Consider the following 19,786-nt stretch of genomic DNA (forward strand, 5'->3'; position numbering starts at 1 on the left):
AGCAATAAGTACGTGCGAACTAAAGATAGGTAAGACCTAAAGGTACGCGAGAGCTATAAGTACGTAATGTAATACCATTTAGGTAGTAATCATTATTGACTTATTGTAATTTGAGTTATTTGGTGAACTCCGCAGTGTAAGGCTGTGGGGTTTATTTAGGTTTAGGTGAGGGATGTGGGAATACAGAGGAGTTGAAGGAAGAAAAGGGCGGAGCCGTCCAGAGCTCCCAAATTTCTAACGATCACCAGCGACGCTATTTGGTGAAAAAATTAGGCTCTCAGATTCTAACGATCACCAGTGACGCTATTTACCCCAAATAGCTGTTTTTAGGCCACTTTTAGCCTGAAAATTCGGAAATAAGGTGTCTGGTGATCGTTAGATTTCGAAACCCTGCCAAAACCATGAAATAAGCTTCCTGGTGATCGTTAGCTTCCTGCATCTGCACCAACTGGTATCTTCGTTAGTATCTCGTACCTGCTCTCGATATTAGAGATCGCTAGTACTTCGCTCCTGCACCAGCATCATTCGTCCGGCTCTAGGAGATGTTTAGCGCATAGCTCCCGCCCATCTGATCTCCAGTATCCTTAGCGGAACACTTCTGCCCAAGCCTCCAGCATCATCTATCTGATTCTAAGAATCACTATCGCGGTACCTTATGTGCCAACTCGCTCTTACTCCTGCATCATTCGATTCTGGAATGCCGCGATATCGGCATATTCCTCTTCGAATTTGCGTGAGATGCGGATGAAAATGGGCAACAGTTCGCGATATACGCGTACACTGTCCGGGTGTGGCTGATGGCGGTGCGTCGATCCGATCATGCCGGAGACGGCACTCAGGGAATCGATGCGGCCTATAGCATACAGCCCAAGCACGGCGGCGCCGAGACAGGAACTTTCGATGCTCTCGGGGATGATGACATCCTGATCAAAAATATCAGCCATCATCTGTCGCCACAGCTCGGAGCGGGCGAAGCCGCCAGTGGCCTGAATCTTTTTCGGACGGCCAATCTTCTCTTCAATCGCCAGCATGACCGTATACAGGTTAAACAGCACACCTTCCAGCGCAGCACGAATCATATGCTCTTTCTTATGATGTAGCGTCAAGCCGAAAAATGAGCCGCGTGCATTCGGGTTCCAAAGTGGAGCGCGTTCTCCTGTCATGTAAGGGTGGAATAACAGGCCTTCGGAACCTGGCGGTACATTTTCAGCGACACGTGTCAGGACTTCATACGGATCAATCCCGAGCCGTTTCGCCGTTTCCACCTCAGAAGCCGCAAACTCATCCCGAATCCAGCGGAAAATCACCCCGCCGTTGTTCACCGGACCGCCAATCACCCATTGATCTTCCGTAAGTGCATAACAGAAGAAACGCCCTTTCGGATCGGTCACCGGTTTATCCACGACAGTACGGATCGCCCCGCTCGTGCCAATGGTCACGGCAACAACCCCGGGGTCAATGGCATTCACGCCCAGATTCGAGAGCACGCCGTCACTTGCTCCAATCACAAACGGAGTTGTTACCGCAATGCCCATCGCTTTGGCATACTCGGGTTTAAGTCCCTCTTTTAAAACATGCGTTGTAGGTACAAGGCTGGACAGATGCTCTGGCGTAATACCGGCTACATGCAGTGCTTCTGCATCCCATGCCAGCTTTTCCAGATTCATGAGTCCGGTGGCGGAGGCCATTGAATGGTCGATAACAAACGTTGTGAACAATTTATAAAAAACATATTCCTTCATGGAGATTATTTTATGTGTCTGTCGGAACAAGTCCGGTTCTTCCCGGGTGAGCCACATGATTTTAGTTAGTGGGGACATGGGATGAATGGGTGTACCCGTTCGCAGATAAATTTCATGCCCGTTCATCTCTGATTGGAGTACTTCCGTCCACTCGGCACTGCGATTGTCCGCCCAGGTCATCGCTCGCATTAACGGTTTACCTTGTACGTCCACAGGCAGAACGCTGTGCATGGCCGAACTGAACGAAACCAATAGAATATCGTCCGGCTTTACCCCGGCTTTCGAAGTAGCTTGCTGCACCGATGTAAGGACTGCTTGGAAAATGTCCTCCGCATCCTGCTCTGCAATGGCGGGTGTTGGTGTGTGCAGCGGATAATCTGCACTACCTTGTGCCACGATGTTGCCATCCTGCTTGAACAACACAGCCTTGGTGGAAGTTGTGCCGATATCTACGCCAATCATATAAGGTGAAGCCGCCATAGTGATCATCCCTCTCTCTCACTTGAACATACACGTTGGATAAATGAAGTATACACACCTATTCATCCAAGCCTAGATCTATTTAAAGTCTTACATCTCATCTCTAGAATAAGAATATCAGACTTGAGGGAAGGATCAAAATGGCTTCATATCGGTACTTTGCTCCCAGCGCTCTGGATATCTCTCATCCCTCTCATACCTAGCTTCTCTCAGTTAGTCCTTCACCGCTCCTGCGGCAATATCCGAGATGAATTGTCGGCTGATAAAAAGGAACATGATGATGAGCGGAAGGACGGCAAGCAGTGTACCTGCAATGACCATCGCATAGTCCGTGTTATAGAGTCCGTTTAATTGAGATAATGCAATCTGAAGCGTGTATTTGCGTGCATCCGTCAGTACAATTAACGGCCACAGGTAGTCGTTCCATACCCCAATAAACGTAAATGCGCCGAGAAAGGCAAATGCAGGCCTTAGAATCGGCAAAGCTACGTTCCAGTACAAGCGAAAAAAATTACATCCGTCGATTCGTCCTGCATCCAGCAGATCGTTCGGGATAGATTCCGTCGCGTACTGACGGATCCAGAAAATGCCGAAGGCGTTAACCATGCCCGGGATAATGAGGGCTTTGAAGGAACCCACCCATCCGAACGTGGCCATGAGTACGAAGGAAGGCACCAGCGACAGCTGGGAAGGCACCATCATGGTGGCGAGCAGCAGGACGAAGAGCCATTTTTTGCCCGGAAACTCAAACTTCGCAAACGCAAACCCCGCCAATGAATCAAAGAACAACACCAGGATGGTCACGACACCTGACACAAACAAGGTATTCAGAAAGGCTCCCCAGAAATCAATCTGCTGCAAAACCCGTGTAATATTGTTCCACAGTTCACCGCCGAACCAGAGTTGGGGTGGAAACTTGTAGATGTCGGACGTTGTTCGTGTTGACATAACCATTAGCCAGTAGAACGGGAACATGGATATAAGCATGCCACCGATCAGGCCGGTATACAGCACCAGCGACTTGAGATGTTTGGACGCCATAAGCGCTCCCCCCTTGTCACATCAGGATGATTTACCTTGGACTAGCTTCCAGTTCACAATGGAGAACAGAGCGATGATCAGGAACATACCCCAGCCAACGGCAGCGCCGTAACCAAAATAATTGTTGATAAAGGATTCGCGGTACAAGTACAGCACAATCGTCATTCCCGCTGCTCCGGCACCACCGTCATTTCCTACCAGCACCTGCGGTTCGGTGAACAGTTGCATGCCACCAATGGTAGATGTAATTACCGTGAACAGGATGACCGGGCGCAACATCGGAATCGTAATACGGAAGAAGGATTGCGCGGCAGATGCCCCGTCAATTTTGGCTGCTTCATACAGCGTTTGCGGGATGCTTTGAAGTCCGGCCAGATAAATAATGGCATTATATCCCGTCCAGCGCCAGACAACCATGGAGGAGATGGCGATTTTGATGCCCCATGGTGCATTCAGCCATTCGACCACCGGAAGCCCGACTGACTGCAGCAGATAGTTGAGGAAGCCGTAATTGTTCGCAAACAGTGCGCCGAAGATAATCGCTACAGCCACGATGGATGTGACGTTGGGCAGAAAGTAACCGACCCGGAACAAGGTGCGGAACTTGATAAAAGGCGCATGTAGCAGAAACGCAATAATGAGGGCGAAGAAAAGCATCGGAATGGTCGAATAAATCCAGATCATAAACGTGTTGCCTACCGCTTGCCAGAATTCGGCATCGGTGAGCATGTATTTGAAATTGTTCAAGCCGTTATACGTCATCACACCGATTCCATCCCATTTATGAAAGGCCAGATACAGCGAGAAGGCGATCGGGAACAGTCCAAACACGGCGAACAGAATGTAAAAAGGCGAGATGGCAACATAGAGCGCGCGATGCTCCCATATGCGGGCCCAGAGTGATTTTTGGCGATCCAGACCGGGCTGGAACGGACCGGACTCAGGGGACGTGCGAGGTTCGGTGACAGCCATAACAACTCCTCCTTTACGGATAACGAATCCACATCAAACGAGACCCAGTGAGGCTAAAAAATCAAGAGATATCAGCCAGAAATTAGATGTCTGCCTTAACGTTGTAACTCCCGCTCGACACGGTGCACCGTATCCGACCAGACTTGTTGTGGATCAGCGTTCTGTTTGGCAACATCGTTCAGACGCCGGGTGATGATATTGTGTACCGACGGGTATCGTTCGCCAAAAAAGGCATCCGGCACATGTTGTGCCGATTCGGCAAATACCGGGCCTGTTGCTTGCCCGCCGAAGAAAGGTTCCTTCTCCTGCACGGCTGGTTTATCAAACACACTTGGAGCTGACGGGAACAGATTGAGCGTCTGATACTGCTCTAATTGGTTCTCTGGACTTTGCAGCCAGCGAATCAATTCAAAGGCTTCTTTCGGATGTTTGCTGGATTTTAAAATAGAAAGAAAGGAGCCGCCGTTATTGCCGTCTCCTCCAGGAGCGCGGGTAACACGCCATTTGCCTGAAGTATCCGGCGCCGCCTCCTGAAGCACCTGCTTCATCCAGACTGCACCAACGAATGAGGCAATTTCGCCGTTATTCATCGCCGCATTCCAGGTGGGTGTCCAGCCGTCAGCGTTAGCAAGCAGTCCTTTTTCCTTAAAAGCAACGGCCATATCCCAGCTTTTGCGTACAGCAGGAGAATCCATGCCGATAAACGAACCATCTGGGCGGAAGTATCGTTCCGAAGCCTGGGAAAGCACTTGGTTGTAAACGCTTCCGATATTATCGGTCAGAAAAACCTTACCGCCGAACTTGGCCTTGATCTGCTCTCCGGCAGCAGCGTAAGCATCCCAGTTATCGATCTGGTGTGCGACCTGTTCCGGCTCGGAGGGTAAACCCGCCTCTTTGAAAAGGTCTGCACGATAGAAAAGGGCTGTTGGCCCCGTATCCATCGGGAAGCCGATCATCTGTCCATTTGGCGTTACACCCTGCTTCCATTTCCATGGCAGATACTGATCTTCAACCTCGCCTGCGCCAAGGTCGTACAGATTATAGAATCGATCCTCACTCGGGAATAACTCCATGATCCAGTCGTTAAGGGCAACGATGTCTGGCTCACCTGAACGTGCAGCGAGGGTTGTTTTGAGCTTGGCTTTGAAATCCCCGCCGATCTTCTGGGCAGTCAGTTCAATATTAGGGAACTTCTCCTTGGCTCTGGCAATGAGTTTGTCGTCAATGGATCGGTTCCAATACCACAGTGTAAGCGTTACCTTTTTGCTGGATGACGAATCATCCTGTCCCGGCCAGATGGAGCATCCGCTGATTAGCAGGACACAGACCATGGTGATGGCTATCCAACAGCTTCTTCTACGGCGGTTCATATGCTAACCCCCTCATCATTAGGTTTGACGCAAGAAGTATCAAGGACTAAAGCTGGGCTTCATGGACTACACCAATAGTGTATGAGTAGTTTCTAAACTCATACCCAATATTCCTCCAATGAAACACGTGGTCTGTGTCCATTGCGTAACATAAAATGGGTAGTTACTTTAAAAATAAAAGTTACTTGACACAATAATGTTTTTATTCTAAACTAACTTACATTAAGTAACTAATTATAGTGAGGATTATATAGATACGTGATATTTTGCTGTACACTTGTGTCAATGCTTGCTGTATTGCTTGAACAAGTGATCCAAAATCAACGCGACTGCGAATGCATGATATTATGACAAATTTTGAGATGAAGATGCGTAACAGGAGGAACGAACGATGATCAATTCACATATTATTCAACTGCTTGCCCCTAAAATTCAGACTTTTCCGAGTGGAAAAGAATTCATACATTTGGTGGGCCCAATTAAACTGCCGGTCAACCTGGATGGGGAAACCAGAACATTTCAGTGGTACAGCTGGCTGAAAACGGACAAAGCGATGGACAGCAGCGAGCTGATTGCCTCTCTCGCAGATGCTGAACTGGCCGAGCGCCAGCAATCCAGCGTACTGGTGTATGGCGATTTTGCTGAAGCGCAGGATGCCCTGATTCGGATGCACAGCATCTGTCACACAGGTGATATCTTCGGCAGCAAACGGTGTGACTGCGGATTCCAGTTAGAGCAGTCCATGAAGATGATTGCAGCACATGGTGCAGGTGCATTGTTCTATCTTGCGAACCATGAAGGTCGGGGCATTGGCCTGTTCAGCAAAGCGATGGCTTACATTTTGCAGGAAGAGGGTCTGGACACGGTAGATGCGAACTTGCAGCTCGGATTTACGGATGATGCGCGTAATTATGACGATGCTATCGCCGTATTGCGTGCACTTCGCTCGGCTCCGGTTACGTTGATTACGAATAATCCGCGCAAGCTGGCTGCTTTGCAAGAAGCAGGGCTCAATGTGGGCGGACGTGTTCCACTGTGGGGAGATCGTTCGGCATTCAATGAGAAGTATCTGCAAACCAAAGTGGACCGTTCAGGTCACTTGGCAGAAGTGGATGGCTGGGGAGATGCGGAGGCAGAGGCGCGTATTCCACACGCACAGGCCTGATGCAGCGTTCGCAGCTTAGATCTAAGATTTAAGCGAGCCTGATGAACAAGTTATCCTTTTGAATAAAACGAAACGAGAAATGCTGTAGTGATAATGCGTAATGCACATCAGTATATGATACTGTACTGCGCAGTAACCGACGGGCTGTTACGATGCTTTTCGTATAGAAAAGTATAGTAGCGGTCTTTTTTTGCCTAAATCCGGTGCTTCCCCAAATAGCTTGCTGTTCAGGTGTGACGGATTATACAATATAGGCATCTGATGAACGTAGGAGGAACGATGGTGGCATTTGAGGAACAACGTATTTTGCCAGCTGCGAAGAGCATGAAGCAGTTTGAAGCGATTATCGAAGGGCCTTATACCTACGGGGTCATGTTGGAAACGCATATCGCACAGCTGCAGAGCATGATGGAGCAGGCAAGGCGGTATGAGAAGAAGATTTTGCTGCATGCGGATCTGGTGCAGGGGCTGAAGAATGATGAGTACGCCGCAGAGTATCTGTGTCAGCACATTCGTCCGGCCGGGCTGATCTCCACTCGGGCCAGCGTTATTCAGAAAGCAAAACAAAAAGGTATCACGGCGATTCAGCGTGTATTTCTGCTCGATACCCATGCTTTGGAGAAAAGTTATCTGCTGCTCGCCAAAACACAGCCTGACTACATCGAGGTATTGCCTGGTGTCATCCCGCATATTATTGCGGAGGTGTCTGAACGTACGGGCATTCCCATCATAGCAGGCGGACTGATTCGCACACCCGAAGAGGTAGAGCTTGCGCTTGGGGTGGGAGCGGCGGCCGTGACGACGTCGAATGATGATTTGATCAAACATTTTAAGAAATCGCTTACACTATAACCACATACAGGAGGCATACCGTATGGAAAAATTTATTTTGGCTCTGGATCAGGGGACAACAAGTTCCCGGGCTATTCTCTTTAATCATAGCGGAGAGATTGTGCACATGGCACAGCAGGAGTTCCCTCAGTATTTTCCCAAACCGGGCTGGGTGGAGCAAAATGCCAACGAGATCTGGAGTTCCATTCTGGCTGTTATGGCATCATGCCTGGCGGAGAGTGGCATCAAGCCTGCACAGATTGCGGGTATCGGCATCACGAATCAACGGGAGACCGTGGTGGTTTGGGACAAACAAACCGGCAGACCGATCTATAATGCGGTGGTGTGGCAGTCCAGACAGACGGCATCCATCTGTGATGAGTTGAAAACGCAAGGGCTCGACGACCTGTTTCATCAGAAAACAGGCTTGCTGATCAATCCATACTTTTCAGGTACCAAAGTAAAATGGATTCTGGATCACGTCCCTGGTGCCCGTGAACGGGCAGAAAAAGGGGAGCTGCTGTTTGGAACCATCGACAGCTGGCTGATCTGGAAACTGAGTGGCGGCACACATGTTACGGACGTATCCAATGCTTCGCGCACCCTGATGTATAACATCTATGAGCTGCAGTGGGATGATGAATTGCTGGATATCCTGGATATTCCTAAGGCGATGCTGCCTGAAGTGCGAGGTTCTTCCGAGGTATATGCGCACACAACAGATTACCACTTCTTCGGTCACCGGGTTCCGATTGCGGGAGCGGCAGGGGATCAGCAGGCGGCCCTGTTTGGTCAGAGATGTTATACAAAAGGCAGTATGAAAAATACATATGGTACCGGTTGTTTCATGCTCATGAACACGGGGGAGGAGCCGGTACATTCGGATCACGGGCTGATTACGACGATTGCCTGGGGTGTGAATGGAAAAGTTCAATATGCACTGGAAGGCAGCATTTTCGTGGCGGGTTCGGCTGTGCAGTGGCTGCGGGACGGTCTTCGCATGTTACGGTCGTCCAAAGACAGTGAGGACTATGCGAAGCGGGTACCTTCGACGGATGGGGTGTACATGGTACCTGCTTTCGTTGGACTCGGAAGTCCGTATTGGGATAGCGAGGTGAAGGGGGCCGTATTTGGCCTTACACGGGGAACTACGAAGGAGCATTTTATCCGCGCTACACTGGAGGCGCTGGCATACCAGACCAAGGATGTACTGGATGCGATGGTTACTGATTCGGGATACCCTGTACATGCTCTGCGGGTTGACGGCGGTGCGGCGGCCAATGATTTTCTGATGCAGTTCCAGAGTGATATTCTGGGCATTCCGGTGGAGCGTCCATCCGTGAACGAAACGACTGCGCTCGGGGCAGCTTATCTGGCAGGCTTGGCCGTCGGATTCTGGTCTAACGCAGTTGAATTGAACCGGCATGATCATACAGAGCGAATCTTTGCGTCAGTAATGGCCGGGGACGAGCGGGAACAATTGTATTCAGGCTGGCAGCGAGCGGTCAAAGCAGCGATGGCTTTTAAATAAAATGACAGAAGATTTCCTTTTTCTTGCACATGGTCATTTGTACTTTTTCATTAAATATATGTTATAAATGATATTTACTGGTGGAAAATGATGCATCATTTACAGGGATTATATTCCTGGAACGGCTAAACCAGATGTCCACAATAAGGAAAATTGGAGAGTTAGTGGTTTGCTTTGAAATTCCATCCTCTTGTAAATAAAGTTTTTAAAATTTTTTTGAATAATGTGTCAAAACAGGCCTTCACGCCGCCGAAAATCTGTGATAGGATTAGGTTACAAGTTAAAAATGATGTCTGGAGATCGGGAGGGACCACGTGCGTTCAGCAATTGCTGAACGAATGACGTGGTCCTTTTTTTGTTGTTTTTTAGAGAAAAATAAAGGAAATAATAGGGGGTTCTGACATGACAGCATCGTTCTCGGCGGCACAGCGAACCGAAGTTATGGAGCAGATGTCGAATGCACATTTTGACATATTGGTCATTGGTGGTGGTATTACGGGTGCTGGAATTGCACTGGATGCGGCATCTCGTGGATTGAAGACGGCACTTGTGGACATGCAGGATTTCGCAGCAGGCACATCGAGCCGTTCAACTAAACTGGTGCATGGTGGTTTGCGTTACTTGAAGCAGTTTGAAGTGAAGATGGTAGCCGAGGTTGGACGGGAGCGGGCGGTTGTTTACGAAAATGGGCCACATGTAACGACACCGGAGCCGATGTTATTACCCATCTACACGGATGGTACATTTGGCAAGTTCAGTACGTCTTTTGGACTCATGGTGTATGACCGCCTTGCCGGGGTAAAGCGCAGTGAACGGCGACAGATGTTGAACGCCAGTGATACATCTGCGAGTGAACCTTTGCTGCGGAAGCAGGGACTGCTGGGCGGCGGGCGTTATGTCGAGTACCGTACGGATGATGCGAGGCTTACAATTGAAGTGATGAAGGAGGCGGTACGGCGCGGGGTGCTGGCCGTTAACTATGTGAAAGCTACCGCTTTCCAGAAGGAGAATGGAACGATTACGGGCATCCATGCGGTGGATCAACTGAACGGAAATAGCTACACGCTTAGGGCCAAAAAAGTAATCAATGCTTCAGGCCCATGGGTGGATACCCTGCGTGAAGTGGATGGCTCACGCCAAGGCAAAACGCTGCAGATGACCAAAGGCATTCATCTGGTATTCGACGGCGCACGTTTTCCGCTGCGGCAAGCCGTCTATTTTGATACGCCAGATGGACGAATGGTCTTTGCTGTGCCACGGGATGGCAAAACCTATGTGGGCACAACGGATACGGTATACCGAGACGACCCGGCTCAACCGTTAATTACGGAGGAAGACCGCGATTATGTCATTGATGCGGTGAACGGCATGTTCCCGGAAGTTCAGATTCGCGCACAGGATGTGGAGTCTGGCTGGGCAGGCGTACGTCCGCTGATCCATGAGGAGGGCAAGGGTCCTTCGGAGATTTCGCGTAAGGATGAAGTTTGGGTATCCGATTCGGGCCTGATTACGATTGCCGGGGGGAAACTGACGGGATATCGCAAAATGGCGGAGATGGTCGTGGATCTGGTCGCACGTCAGATGCAGCAGGAGTTCGGGTACACCCCGGGTCCGTGTGTAACCAAAAAGATGCCCATCTCCGGAGGAGACGTTGGCGGTTCGGCCGGATTCGTATCGTATACCGAACGAAAGATCAAAGATGGCGTTGCGCTGGGGTTAAATCGGCAGGCGGCGGAGCGCCTGGCCCGTACGTATGGTTCCAACGTGGATGCGTTGTATGAGCGCATGCCTGATCCAAGGGCCAAGGCCGAGCTTCACGGCATGCCACATGAGCTTTTGTTAATGCTTCGTTATGCAATGGAGGAAGAGATGGCGGCGACGCCGGCCGACTTCTGGGTACGCCGAACGGGGGACTTATTTTTCCGCATCGATGAGGTACGACGTTACAAATCAGCAGTCAGCATCTACATGGCAGAACAACTTGGCTGGTCAGAGCAGAAGACGGCGAATTACGCCAAAGAGCTGGATCAACTGTTGATGGAAGCATCCGGAAAGAGCTAAAGTGGCAGGAATTCGCGAGTCTGGGTCGAATGGAACATGTAAGCGCGTAACAGAGAGGGGATAACATCCATGACATTACAGATCGGAATCATAGGAACAGGTTGGTTCAGTAAGGTACACGCAGATATTCTTACACGTATGGAAGATGTTCGTGTCGCAAGTGTATGTGGAACAACAATCGAAAAGGCAGAAGCGATGGCCTCCGTATACGATGCTACAGGTTATGATCATCTTGAACATATGCTGGACAGTAATAAGCTGGATGCCGTATACATCTGTGTGCCTCCCATGTCCCACGGACTCATTGAGTTAGAGTTGATTAAACGGGGCATTCCGTTCCTGGTGGAAAAACCATTGAGTACCGGAATGGATGTACCGCTCCGTATACTGGAACAGGTTCAGCAGTCCTCCTTGTTAACCTCTGTAGGATATCATTTCCGTTATCAGGGTGCTGCACAGGTCATGAAACAAGCGATGCAGGAACAGAAAGTAGGCATGGCTCTGGGGCGCTGGATGGGCGGCATGCCTGGAGTTAGCTGGTGGCGCCGTCAAGACGGATCTGGAGGCCAGTTCGTGGAGCAGACGACCCATATCGTGGATTTACTCCGTTTCTGTGCAGGCGAAGTGACAGAGGTCTATGCCGTAGCTGCTCAGCGCAGCATGCATGAAAAGCATGAGCATGTGACGGTTGATGATGTAGCGAACGTGACGTTAAAGCTGGAAAGCGGTGCGATTGCAAGTATTGCGAATACGTGCTTATTGCCTGACGGTGAGGGTGGAGCCGGGCTGCAGTTCTATACCGATGCCGGTGTATGGGACTGGACACCCGATCGCCTTCTGTTGCCAAGTGCGGCTTCACATTCGATGGCCGGGCTTGAGGTTTCAGCGGGACAGAACCCGTATGAACGTGAGAATGAAGCCTTTATTCATGCGCTTCGTACGGGCGATCGTTCCCGCATTTTGTCCGATTACGCAGATGCATGCCGTACACAGCGGATCACAACCGCTGCACTGGAATCCGTAGATTCGGGTCTGCCTGTTAAGCTTTAGTTTTCATCGCGCCTTACACGTTAAATGTCCAAGCTTCAACAGAAAGTTGCAGTTCAAAAAACGCCTGCACCAAAACCATGTTCTCGGTGGTTCCGGTGCAGGCGTTTTTATGATGTTTGAACTACTTTACTTGCTGTTGTTCTTTTAACCAGTCCGAAGACCAGCTGTAGATTTGATTAATGACAGGTTCAATCGCTCTACCTTTAGGAGTAAGCTCATATTCCACACGGGGAGGTATCTCGGGATACATATGCCGGGTTACGATGCCTTCCGTCTCCATCTCTTTCAGACGCTCCGATAACAGTCTCCCGCTAATGGCCATCTCAGCTTCCAGTTCTGTAAACCGTTTTGGCCCAGACAACAGCTGATACATGATCAGCAGCACCCACTTTTTCCCGATGATATCCATTGCTTGTGTAATCAGACAACGATTTGGGGCTTTTACTTTTCTCAGCTTCAACGTGTTTCACCTCGATTCATGACAAATGTGCAATACAAACCTATATAAAAGGACAAATCGTTCTGCCGCTCTAAAAAATACAAACACCTTCATGTGAAGGGGGTTACTACAAAATATACTGTAACATACCTTTTGTATGTATTATACATCATTTCACGGAAAATTACTTGATGAAATTATCTTATTATTATATACTAGCTTCATAAAAGTAAGTTTGTGAATAATAATACGTATAGTATATGTACATATTATACCGCAGATCAGTTATGCACAGGTGATCAGAGCAGTTGTTAAACCTTAGTAATTCAATAACACTTGAATCAATAGGAGATGAAAGATATGAAAAAGGTGTTGGGAACTATTTTTTTAGTTGTACTGGCGGGTGTATTCGTCATGACAGGATATACGAAAATTACGGGAGCAGAGATGATGATTGAGACCTTCGATAGTTTCTCTTATCCTACGTGGACCATGTACTTGATCGGTGCGTTGGAACTGCTTAGTGCAGTTGGGTTGCTCCTTTCAAGTACCCGCATTTTGGCATCCGGTATACTAACCTTCATTTTGATTGGGGCTGTAGGCAGCCATCTAATCTATTCGCAATACGCGGCTGTACCTCTCCCGGCTATATTGCTTGTGGCCAACATCGTGGTATTAATGGTGAGTTTGCACAGACTGGAAGAAGAGGAAAGCAACATGGACATGATGCAGGCATAGCAGAGAGCAGAAGTCTTTATCCAGCACAGTTGGGCATGTGCCTACCATAATGGTATTACAAAGCATGCTCTTCATTCTCACAAAATATGTTACTTTTGTTATATCATGGAGGAGGTATGTGGTGATTTGTTATGACTTAAGTATAAGTCACTCAGCAGAGGATACTATCTGAAACGGTGTACTCCTAACAATGTGAGGAAATCCTCTTTTTTTGTAAAAGTACTCTCTCAAGAACAATATACATACAGATTATCTTGTAGAAAGAATCTTACAAGAGTATATACATCAAGCGCATAATTTTATGAATTCCAGGAAAGCTTTTTCAACTCTGAGTCTTACTTCTTTCATTAATACATAATAAGAAGCCGACCTTTAATTTAAGGGTCGGCTAGTATTCGTTAGACATACAAAAAAACTTAATAAGATCCCGAATTATTTTTTCGAAAAATATTCTTTAATTAACAAAACAATTGCAATTAATGTAATCAATAAAGAAACAACAAAAGGTGCAAGTAAATAATTATCTCCAATAAATGACCACAATTTCCCGTATTTAGGATCCCACTCTGTTAGACTTTGTGAATATTTTAATCCATAACCTAATATAGCTAGACAAACGATAGTCCCAAAATATAGAAACGAGATGCCGATAATTGTTTTCTTCATATTATCCCTTTAGTTGTACTTTACTTGTAGAAATATTAATCCAACTGATTTGTGGAAATTTTCAGTACCTAAGTTGTAATCTAAACCATTAACAAGGTTCCATACCTCGTAAGACTTCTTATGGTAATTTGTAAAAATTCGAAGCTCTGTGGTTCTACCACTGGGTACACTAAACTTATATTCAGTTGATTGTGTTTTCTTAGTACCCAATGTTACCGAGAATTTAGCCTCAATAATATCTTTGAGTTGAGTTCCTAATTCACCGGCTATCGCAAAGGTATCTTCTTTAGAGAAGGTTTGTTTAATTTCGGCTGGACCTTGGAAAAGATGAGATATGAATTTATCACGAAAAGACCAGCCTATGTCCAGATCTTTTATATTTTCTATATGATATTTTGTTTTTATTACCGCTGATGGACTAATATTAGAAGGTTTGGCAACTTCGGATTCAGTATCAATTACAACAGAATCTAATTGAATTTCATTAATTGAATCTGGATTATCTAAAGACTGTTCCTTAGCTATAGCGTTAATTGTCTCACGGTCGGTAATTACAACGGACTGAACTGACTGATCAGAGTTGTTTTTTAACTGCTTAGAGCTATTGAAATATTTTTTTAAATTTATAGATTGTTGTACATCATTGTTTGCCTCAGCTTTCGATGTGGAAAATGCGGGGAACAAAGAAACGCATAGTAAAGTAATGCCAAATAATTTTCCGAATCTTTTAAAAAATTGATACATCTCCTTTGTTTTGATTTAGACAACATTATAATACGTATACACTAAACTATTGTCTTAAACCTCCTCTCGTATTAGTTCACAACTTTAATTATAATATGAAATATATTGGAAAATAAGTTTTCGTCAAAATTTCCAATGGTATTACAAATTTCGACATTTGTTTGTTAAAAAAAGAGGAATAAAATTAAAATTTGGAATTATAGTGGTGCATGCCCAAGTATGCGGGCAACCAATGTTATAAAAAAAGTACATATGAAAAACGCAGGCAAAAATCTTGCCGAGATAACTCAATGAAATTCTTTATGTGATAAAATTTGCCTTACTCGGACGACCTGATTACATTCACTCAAGGTTAACTAATAACCTAATTTGAAACAAAAAAAGAAGAACCCGATGGAACAATGGGTTCTTTTTCAGTGTAACTTCCTGTTTGGAAGCATACTGTATGTTCATGAATATCAAAAATCCTTTTATAATAGCTTTTTTAGTTGAGAGACGCGTCCTTGGCTAATGCCAAGTTTCTCCGCAATTTGCTGTTGGGCCAGGCCTGGCTGCTGTTCAATAATTTCTTTCATCTGTTGCAGCATGCGCGCCGTCTTCGGCCGCAGGTCGGGGTAGTCCTTACTCGCAGAAGCATCTCCTTCTTCCGATGAGGAAGCTGAGGAAACTGCGGGTTTAGCAGCAGGACGTTCTTTGGGTGCAGAAGCCTGTTTGTTCTCAGGTACGAACCAGTTGGGAGTGTCATCTGGGTGTTTTAATTGAATCGCACAAGTCCGACAGATGAATTGCTCTTTGAAATACATTTCCGTATCCACGTCACCGCAAAAAATACACAATGTTGATTTGTACTTTCTTAAAATCAACTCTTTCCCTTCAATGAAAAATTCAAGCGGATCGCCGATATGGATTTCCATTGTATCCCGCATTTCTTTAGGAAGCACAATTCGTCCGAGACGGTCCAGAGATCTCTTCATTCCGGTTCTTTTCATCGCATCTCCCCCGCAATATTAACATTAAAACCTGTCCTTATTGTAAGGAAGAAAGGGCTTTAATACAACAATAATATTTCAAAAAAAAGGGATTATTCCAACTATTATGGGAAAATAAGTTTAGAGAGCGCGGGAGCGACGGCTAAAGTGAAGAGCGCAGCCAGTACCATGGAGATACTGGAGATGGTTCCTGTTAGCGAACTTAGTTCGAAGGCTTTCGAAGTCCCCGTGCCGTGAGCACCGGTTCCAAGCAGGGTACCCCGCGCAATCTCGCCATCTATACGCAGCATTTTGACGATGGAAGGCCCCATAATAGCCCCGAGTAGCCCCGTCATTATCGCGAATACGGCCGTAATCGCCGGAATTCCCCCGATAGAAGCCGACACATTCATGGCAATCGGTGTTGTGATAGAGCGTGGAATCAAACTGTGAATCAAGCCGGAGTCCAAGTGCATCCACTTGGCGAGCATAGCGGAAGAAAGCACAGCAACCACTGAGCCGGTCATGACGCTGACCACAATCTCGGAAATATGTTTTTTGAGCACATGAAAAAAGGTGTAAAGGGGTACCGCAAAAGCAATCGTAGCAGGTTGCAGCAAAAGACTTAGCCATTTGCCTCCACTGCTATATGCCGCATAATTCGTGCCAGTTAATAAGAGTACGCCTACAACCAGCAACGGTGTGATCAGCAATGGTGACAGATACACTTTGGGCAGACTGCGATACATCCGTTTGGCAACCGCGTAGATTCCGACCGTTAACAGCAAACATAAAAATCCAATCATCCGGTGTGACGCTCCTTTCGTTTGGCAATACGTGTAGCAACGAGGCCGGTACAGGCCATAACCAGAAACGTGCTCAGCAGCACGATAAATAAAATCTGTAATCCGTCATGCTCCAGCATGGGCATGTAATTCATGATGCCAACCGCTGACGGGATAAAGAATAACAGTAGTTCACCGAGCAGCCATGACGCACCGATCTCGATCCAGCGCAGTTTCACCACACCGGTCTGCAGCAGAATGAACAGGATAACCATTCCGAGAATCGAGCCGGGTACAGGCAGATGGAGAGCGCGGGCCAACAGGTCCATAAGTAGTGAAAAAACCATTAACAATGCAACTTGTGCAATGCCGATGCCCCACTTTTTCACCTGAATCCCTCCTTTTATATATCAACATATATTGGATAAGTTTGATTTGAATATTTGCGAAAAATGAATGGAAACGTTGCTTCGTATCACAAATTTTACATCGCTTTCTTTCATGAGTAAAATGCATATTAAGAATGTTTTCAATTCCATTTATCTATAGGAGAAAGATTAGCTTACCAAGGTAATGATGGAAAAGGAGGAGTGGGACGAGCAATGGATATTCGCCATCTACAATATTTTCTGGAAGTTGCCCGGCAGCGGAGCTTCACGAAGGCCGCCGAGGTGTTGTACATCACCCAGCCGACGATCAGTAAAACGGTCAAAAGCCTGGAGGATGAATTGGGCGTAACATTACTGGATCGGTACGGTAAACAGGTGAAGTTAACGGATGCGGGGCATGTCTTTTTTCGTCAGGCGCTGGAGATTGAAAAATCGTTCCGCAGTCTGTCATCCGAACTGGACGATCTGATGAATCTGAAGAAGGGGCATCTGCGCATCGGTTTGCCGCCGATGGTAGGATCAAGCTTCTTTCCGATGATTATCGGCGAGTTCCACAAAGCGTATCCTCAAGTGAGTATTCAACTGTTCGAAGATGGGGCCAAAAAAGTAGAAGCCGATGTCATCAGCGGTGCATTGGATATCGGTGTGGCTGTGTTGCCAACGGTAGATGAGCTGCTGGATCATTTTGTGTTTGTGCAGGAAAAGCTGAATCTGCTTGTCCATCCCTCGCATCCGCTTGCCGGAAAGGAGTCAGTCGCGCTCCATGAACTGGAGCAGGACGCATTTGTATTGTTCCGGGAGGACTTCGCGCTCCATGACCGCATTATTGCAGCTTGCCAACAAGCTGGATTTCAGCCACGAGTGGTGTATGAAAGTTCCCAGTGGGATCTGCTGAGTGCGATGGTTGCAGCCAATCTCGGTGTTGCCCTGCTGCCAGAGACGATCTGCCGCGAGGTCGATCATATGCGTGTGCGGATCATTCCGGTCGTGGAGCCGGTCATTCCATGGCAGCTTGGCATGATCTGGCGGAAAGACCGATATCTTTCTTTTGCCACCCGGGAGTGGATTGCATTTACCCAGTCGATGCTAGGGGAACAGATGAAATGATGCCGGATCATTGATACAATATAAACACAAATACTGGTGGGGGTGTAGGACTTATGAAACTGCGGGTATCCGCTGTGCAATACCAATTGCAAACAATCCGTTCATTTGAGGAATTTGCCGCTCAGGCGGAGCATTACATACGGACAGCTTCCGAATTTGGAACAGAATTCGTACTGTTTCCCGAATTTTTTACAACACAATTAATGTCTATTGGAGACGAGCAGGGGAATGCACTGACGATTGAAGACTTGCCTGATTTTACAGAGCAGTATGAGAAGCTGTTCATCTCCCTTGCTGCCCAGTACCATATGCACCTGGTCGGAGGTACGCACGTTATTCGGAAGGAAGGCAAGCTGTACAATACGGCGCATATGTTTTACCCGGATGGACGGATTGCACGCCAGGCCAAGATTCATATTACACCCACTGAAGTGACGGAGTGGAACATGGCTGCGGGGGACGGACTGGAAGTGTTTGATACGTACAAAGGTCGCATTGCGATGCTGACCTGTTACGATATTGAATTTCCCGAGATCGTACGTATGGCAAAAGCCAAGGGAGCGGATGTGATTTTCTGTCCTTCCTGCACGGACGACCGTCATGGATTTTACCGGGTACGGTATACGAGTCATGCACGTGCGGTGGAGAATCAGGTATACGTTGTATTGACGGGGACGGTAGGCCATCTGCCGACGGTTGATTTCATGCGTGCCAATTATGGACAAGCTGCGATTATTACACCCAATGATGTGCCATTCCCGCCGCGCGGCATTCTGGCAGAAGGTGAGATTAACAACGATATGATCGTTACCGCCGACCTTGATCTGGATTTGCTGGTTGAGGTACGCGAACGTGGCTCCGTAACAACCTGGCGTGATCGCCGTACCGATCTGTACACAGATTGGGAATAGGGTTGTTATTGGAATAGCGGAAGTGGAAAGGAGAGACAAGCAGGATGTATGTCAAAGAAATGCTGATAACCGATCCCCATGCCGTCGGCATAAAGGGTAAAGCCAAAGCGGTCATCCGCAATTATGAAGCCCCTGACTTTGAAGAGTTAATTCGCATTCAGGCGGAGAGTTTCCCGCCGCCCTATCCGGAGGAACTGCTTTGGAACCAAGAGCAGCTTGGTAGCCATGTTCAGCATTATCCTGAAGGAGCCGTCTGCATCGAGGTGGATGGCGAACTGGCTGGTTCCATGACTTCACTTCGAATGCAGTGGGACGCTGCGAACCCATCCAGCCATACGTGGGCAGAGGTTACAGATGATGGATATATCCGCAATCACCAGCCGGATGGTGATACGTTATACATCGTTGATCTCTGTGTCCGTCCGAAATATCGTAAGTGGGGGCTGGCTCAGCTTATGATGCAGGCTATGTACCATCTTGTGATCGAGCAAGGTTTGGATCGTCTGCTTGGAGCAGGGCGGATGCCGGGATACCATCGGGTGGCTGAGGAAATGTCAGCACAGCAGTATCTGGATCAGGTTGCTGATGGAGAGAGGCACGATCCCGTTATTTCTTTTCTGTTGCGATGTGGGCGTATGCCTGTTGGTGTAGCTGCCGATTACCTGGATGACGAGGAATCTTGTCATTATGCGGCTCTGATGGAATGGCGCAATCCGTTTAAATAGGGCTGGTGTCCATTTTTTGACGCATGCTTTCTCAGCTTTGGCCTTGGTGAATTGTGACGAAATATAGTCGT

18 protein-coding genes are annotated in these 19,786 nt (G+C 47.5%); 9 read left to right on the plus strand and 9 right to left on the minus strand.

Annotation, left to right across the window (positions count from 1 at the left end; genetic code table 11):
• Positions 1-671: 671 nt before the first annotated feature.
• The 4 genes from gntK to ACUTVW_RS13925 form a co-directional block, all read right to left on the minus strand.
• Complete coding sequence (gene gntK / locus ACUTVW_RS13910) at positions 672-2,222, minus strand: gluconokinase (protein ID WP_445646416.1); 1,551 nt, start codon at positions 2,220-2,222, stop codon at positions 672-674.
• A gap of 213 nt (positions 2,223-2,435) precedes the next feature.
• The gene (locus tag ACUTVW_RS13915; protein WP_145333615.1) at positions 2,436-3,263 is read right to left on the minus strand and encodes a carbohydrate ABC transporter permease; all 828 of its coding nucleotides are present in this window, start codon (positions 3,261-3,263) and stop codon (positions 2,436-2,438) included.
• 21 nt (positions 3,264-3,284) lie between these two features.
• Positions 3,285-4,235, minus strand: coding sequence for a carbohydrate ABC transporter permease (locus ACUTVW_RS13920; protein ID WP_445646350.1), 951 nt, complete (start codon positions 4,233-4,235; stop codon positions 3,285-3,287).
• 95 nt (positions 4,236-4,330) lie between these two features.
• The gene (locus ACUTVW_RS13925) at positions 4,331-5,605 is read right to left on the minus strand and encodes an ABC transporter substrate-binding protein (RefSeq protein ID WP_445646351.1); all 1,275 of its coding nucleotides are present in this window, start codon (positions 5,603-5,605) and stop codon (positions 4,331-4,333) included.
• 391 nt (positions 5,606-5,996) lie between these two features.
• Here ACUTVW_RS13925 and ACUTVW_RS13930 point away from each other — a divergent pair, with 391 nt between their 5' ends.
• The 5 genes from ACUTVW_RS13930 to ACUTVW_RS13950 all read left to right on the plus strand — a co-directional run bounded on the left by ACUTVW_RS13930 (position 5,997) and on the right by ACUTVW_RS13950 (position 12,243).
• Positions 5,997-6,770 carry a GTP cyclohydrolase II gene (locus tag ACUTVW_RS13930; protein ID WP_445646352.1) on the plus strand — a complete coding sequence of 258 codons (774 nt, stop codon included), beginning with the start codon at positions 5,997-5,999 and terminating at the stop codon, positions 6,768-6,770.
• A gap of 282 nt (positions 6,771-7,052) precedes the next feature.
• Positions 7,053-7,622, plus strand: coding sequence for a glycerol-3-phosphate responsive antiterminator (locus ACUTVW_RS13935; protein WP_445646417.1), 570 nt, complete (start codon positions 7,053-7,055; stop codon positions 7,620-7,622).
• 22 nt (positions 7,623-7,644) lie between these two features.
• The gene (gene glpK, locus ACUTVW_RS13940) at positions 7,645-9,132 is read left to right on the plus strand and encodes a glycerol kinase GlpK (RefSeq protein WP_445646353.1); all 1,488 of its coding nucleotides are present in this window, start codon (positions 7,645-7,647) and stop codon (positions 9,130-9,132) included.
• 402 nt (positions 9,133-9,534) lie between these two features.
• Positions 9,535-11,193: a glycerol-3-phosphate dehydrogenase/oxidase gene (locus ACUTVW_RS13945; RefSeq protein WP_445646354.1), complete on the plus strand. Its 1,659-nt coding sequence runs from the start codon at positions 9,535-9,537 to the stop codon at positions 11,191-11,193.
• Between the two features lie 69 nt (positions 11,194-11,262).
• On the plus strand, positions 11,263-12,243 hold the full coding sequence (locus tag ACUTVW_RS13950; protein ID WP_445646355.1) for a Gfo/Idh/MocA family protein: 981 nt from the start codon (positions 11,263-11,265) through the stop codon (positions 12,241-12,243).
• Between the two features lie 121 nt (positions 12,244-12,364).
• On the opposite strand, the gene ACUTVW_RS13955 is transcribed toward ACUTVW_RS13950, so the two are convergent.
• Positions 12,365-12,652 (minus strand): winged helix-turn-helix transcriptional regulator, encoded by a 288-nt coding sequence (locus ACUTVW_RS13955; protein ID WP_434753170.1) that lies wholly within the window; start codon positions 12,650-12,652, stop codon positions 12,365-12,367.
• A 390-nt stretch (positions 12,653-13,042) separates the two neighbouring features.
• On the opposite strand from ACUTVW_RS13955, the gene ACUTVW_RS13960 reads away from it, so the two are divergent.
• A complete protein-coding gene (locus tag ACUTVW_RS13960; protein ID WP_445646356.1) occupies positions 13,043-13,420 on the plus strand; it encodes a DoxX family protein in 378 nt (125 codons plus the stop codon).
• A gap of 675 nt (positions 13,421-14,095) precedes the next feature.
• On the opposite strand, the gene ACUTVW_RS13965 is transcribed toward ACUTVW_RS13960, so the two are convergent.
• From ACUTVW_RS13965 to ACUTVW_RS13980, 4 genes are all read right to left on the minus strand, one after another.
• Positions 14,096-14,830, minus strand: a complete 735-nt coding sequence (locus ACUTVW_RS13965; RefSeq protein WP_445646357.1) for a hypothetical protein — start codon at positions 14,828-14,830, stop codon at positions 14,096-14,098.
• Between the two features lie 470 nt (positions 14,831-15,300).
• A complete protein-coding gene (locus ACUTVW_RS13970; RefSeq protein WP_445646358.1) occupies positions 15,301-15,819 on the minus strand; it encodes an AbrB/MazE/SpoVT family DNA-binding domain-containing protein in 519 nt (172 codons plus the stop codon).
• A 104-nt stretch (positions 15,820-15,923) separates the two neighbouring features.
• Complete coding sequence (locus ACUTVW_RS13975; RefSeq protein ID WP_445646359.1) at positions 15,924-16,604, minus strand: LrgB family protein; 681 nt, start codon at positions 16,602-16,604, stop codon at positions 15,924-15,926.
• Complete coding sequence (locus tag ACUTVW_RS13980) at positions 16,601-16,972, minus strand: CidA/LrgA family protein (RefSeq protein WP_445646360.1); 372 nt, start codon at positions 16,970-16,972, stop codon at positions 16,601-16,603. Before ACUTVW_RS13980 ends, ACUTVW_RS13975 begins: the two co-directional genes overlap by 4 nt.
• Before the next feature lie 213 nt (positions 16,973-17,185).
• Between ACUTVW_RS13980 and cidR the strand changes: the two genes are divergently transcribed.
• The 3 genes from cidR to ACUTVW_RS13995 are packed head-to-tail and all read left to right on the plus strand — an operon-like array spanning position 17,186 to position 19,715.
• The gene (gene cidR / locus ACUTVW_RS13985; RefSeq protein ID WP_445646361.1) at positions 17,186-18,079 is read left to right on the plus strand and encodes a cidABC operon transcriptional activator CidR; all 894 of its coding nucleotides are present in this window, start codon (positions 17,186-17,188) and stop codon (positions 18,077-18,079) included.
• A 53-nt stretch (positions 18,080-18,132) separates the two neighbouring features.
• Positions 18,133-18,990, plus strand: coding sequence for a carbon-nitrogen hydrolase family protein (locus ACUTVW_RS13990; protein WP_445646362.1), 858 nt, complete (start codon positions 18,133-18,135; stop codon positions 18,988-18,990).
• Between the two features lie 44 nt (positions 18,991-19,034).
• Entirely contained in the window at positions 19,035-19,715 is a 681-nt protein-coding gene (locus ACUTVW_RS13995) for a GNAT family N-acetyltransferase (protein ID WP_445646363.1), read from the plus strand.
• The last annotated feature ends 71 nt before the right edge of the window (positions 19,716-19,786 follow it).

The sequence above is a fragment of the Paenibacillus sp. TSA_86.1 genome (assembly GCF_052691815.1).

Coding starts and splice junctions, on each gene's coding strand:
- ACUTVW_RS13925 (WP_445646351.1), bottom strand. CDS start 5,605: ATGAACCGCCGTAGAAGAAGCTGTTGGATAGCCATCACCATGGTCTGT.
- ACUTVW_RS13930 (WP_445646352.1), top strand. CDS start 5,997: ATGATCAATTCACATATTATTCAACTGCTTGCCCCTAAAATTCAGACT.
- ACUTVW_RS13915 (WP_145333615.1), bottom strand. CDS start 3,263: ATGGCGTCCAAACATCTCAAGTCGCTGGTGCTGTATACCGGCCTGATC.
- cidR (WP_445646361.1), top strand. CDS start 17,186: ATGGATATTCGCCATCTACAATATTTTCTGGAAGTTGCCCGGCAGCGG.
- ACUTVW_RS13920 (WP_445646350.1), bottom strand. CDS start 4,235: ATGGCTGTCACCGAACCTCGCACGTCCCCTGAGTCCGGTCCGTTCCAG.
- ACUTVW_RS13950 (WP_445646355.1), top strand. CDS start 11,263: ATGACATTACAGATCGGAATCATAGGAACAGGTTGGTTCAGTAAGGTA.
- ACUTVW_RS13970 (WP_445646358.1), bottom strand. CDS start 15,819: ATGAAAAGAACCGGAATGAAGAGATCTCTGGACCGTCTCGGACGAATT.
- ACUTVW_RS13965 (WP_445646357.1), bottom strand. CDS start 14,830: ATGTATCAATTTTTTAAAAGATTCGGAAAATTATTTGGCATTACTTTA.
- ACUTVW_RS13955 (WP_434753170.1), bottom strand. CDS start 12,652: ATGGATATCATCGGGAAAAAGTGGGTGCTGCTGATCATGTATCAGCTG.
- ACUTVW_RS13995 (WP_445646363.1), top strand. CDS start 19,035: ATGTATGTCAAAGAAATGCTGATAACCGATCCCCATGCCGTCGGCATA.
- ACUTVW_RS13990 (WP_445646362.1), top strand. CDS start 18,133: ATGAAACTGCGGGTATCCGCTGTGCAATACCAATTGCAAACAATCCGT.
- ACUTVW_RS13945 (WP_445646354.1), top strand. CDS start 9,535: ATGACAGCATCGTTCTCGGCGGCACAGCGAACCGAAGTTATGGAGCAG.
- gntK (WP_445646416.1), bottom strand. CDS start 2,222: ATGGCGGCTTCACCTTATATGATTGGCGTAGATATCGGCACAACTTCC.
- glpK (WP_445646353.1), top strand. CDS start 7,645: ATGGAAAAATTTATTTTGGCTCTGGATCAGGGGACAACAAGTTCCCGG.
- ACUTVW_RS13975 (WP_445646359.1), bottom strand. CDS start 16,604: ATGATTGGATTTTTATGTTTGCTGTTAACGGTCGGAATCTACGCGGTT.
- ACUTVW_RS13960 (WP_445646356.1), top strand. CDS start 13,043: ATGAAAAAGGTGTTGGGAACTATTTTTTTAGTTGTACTGGCGGGTGTA.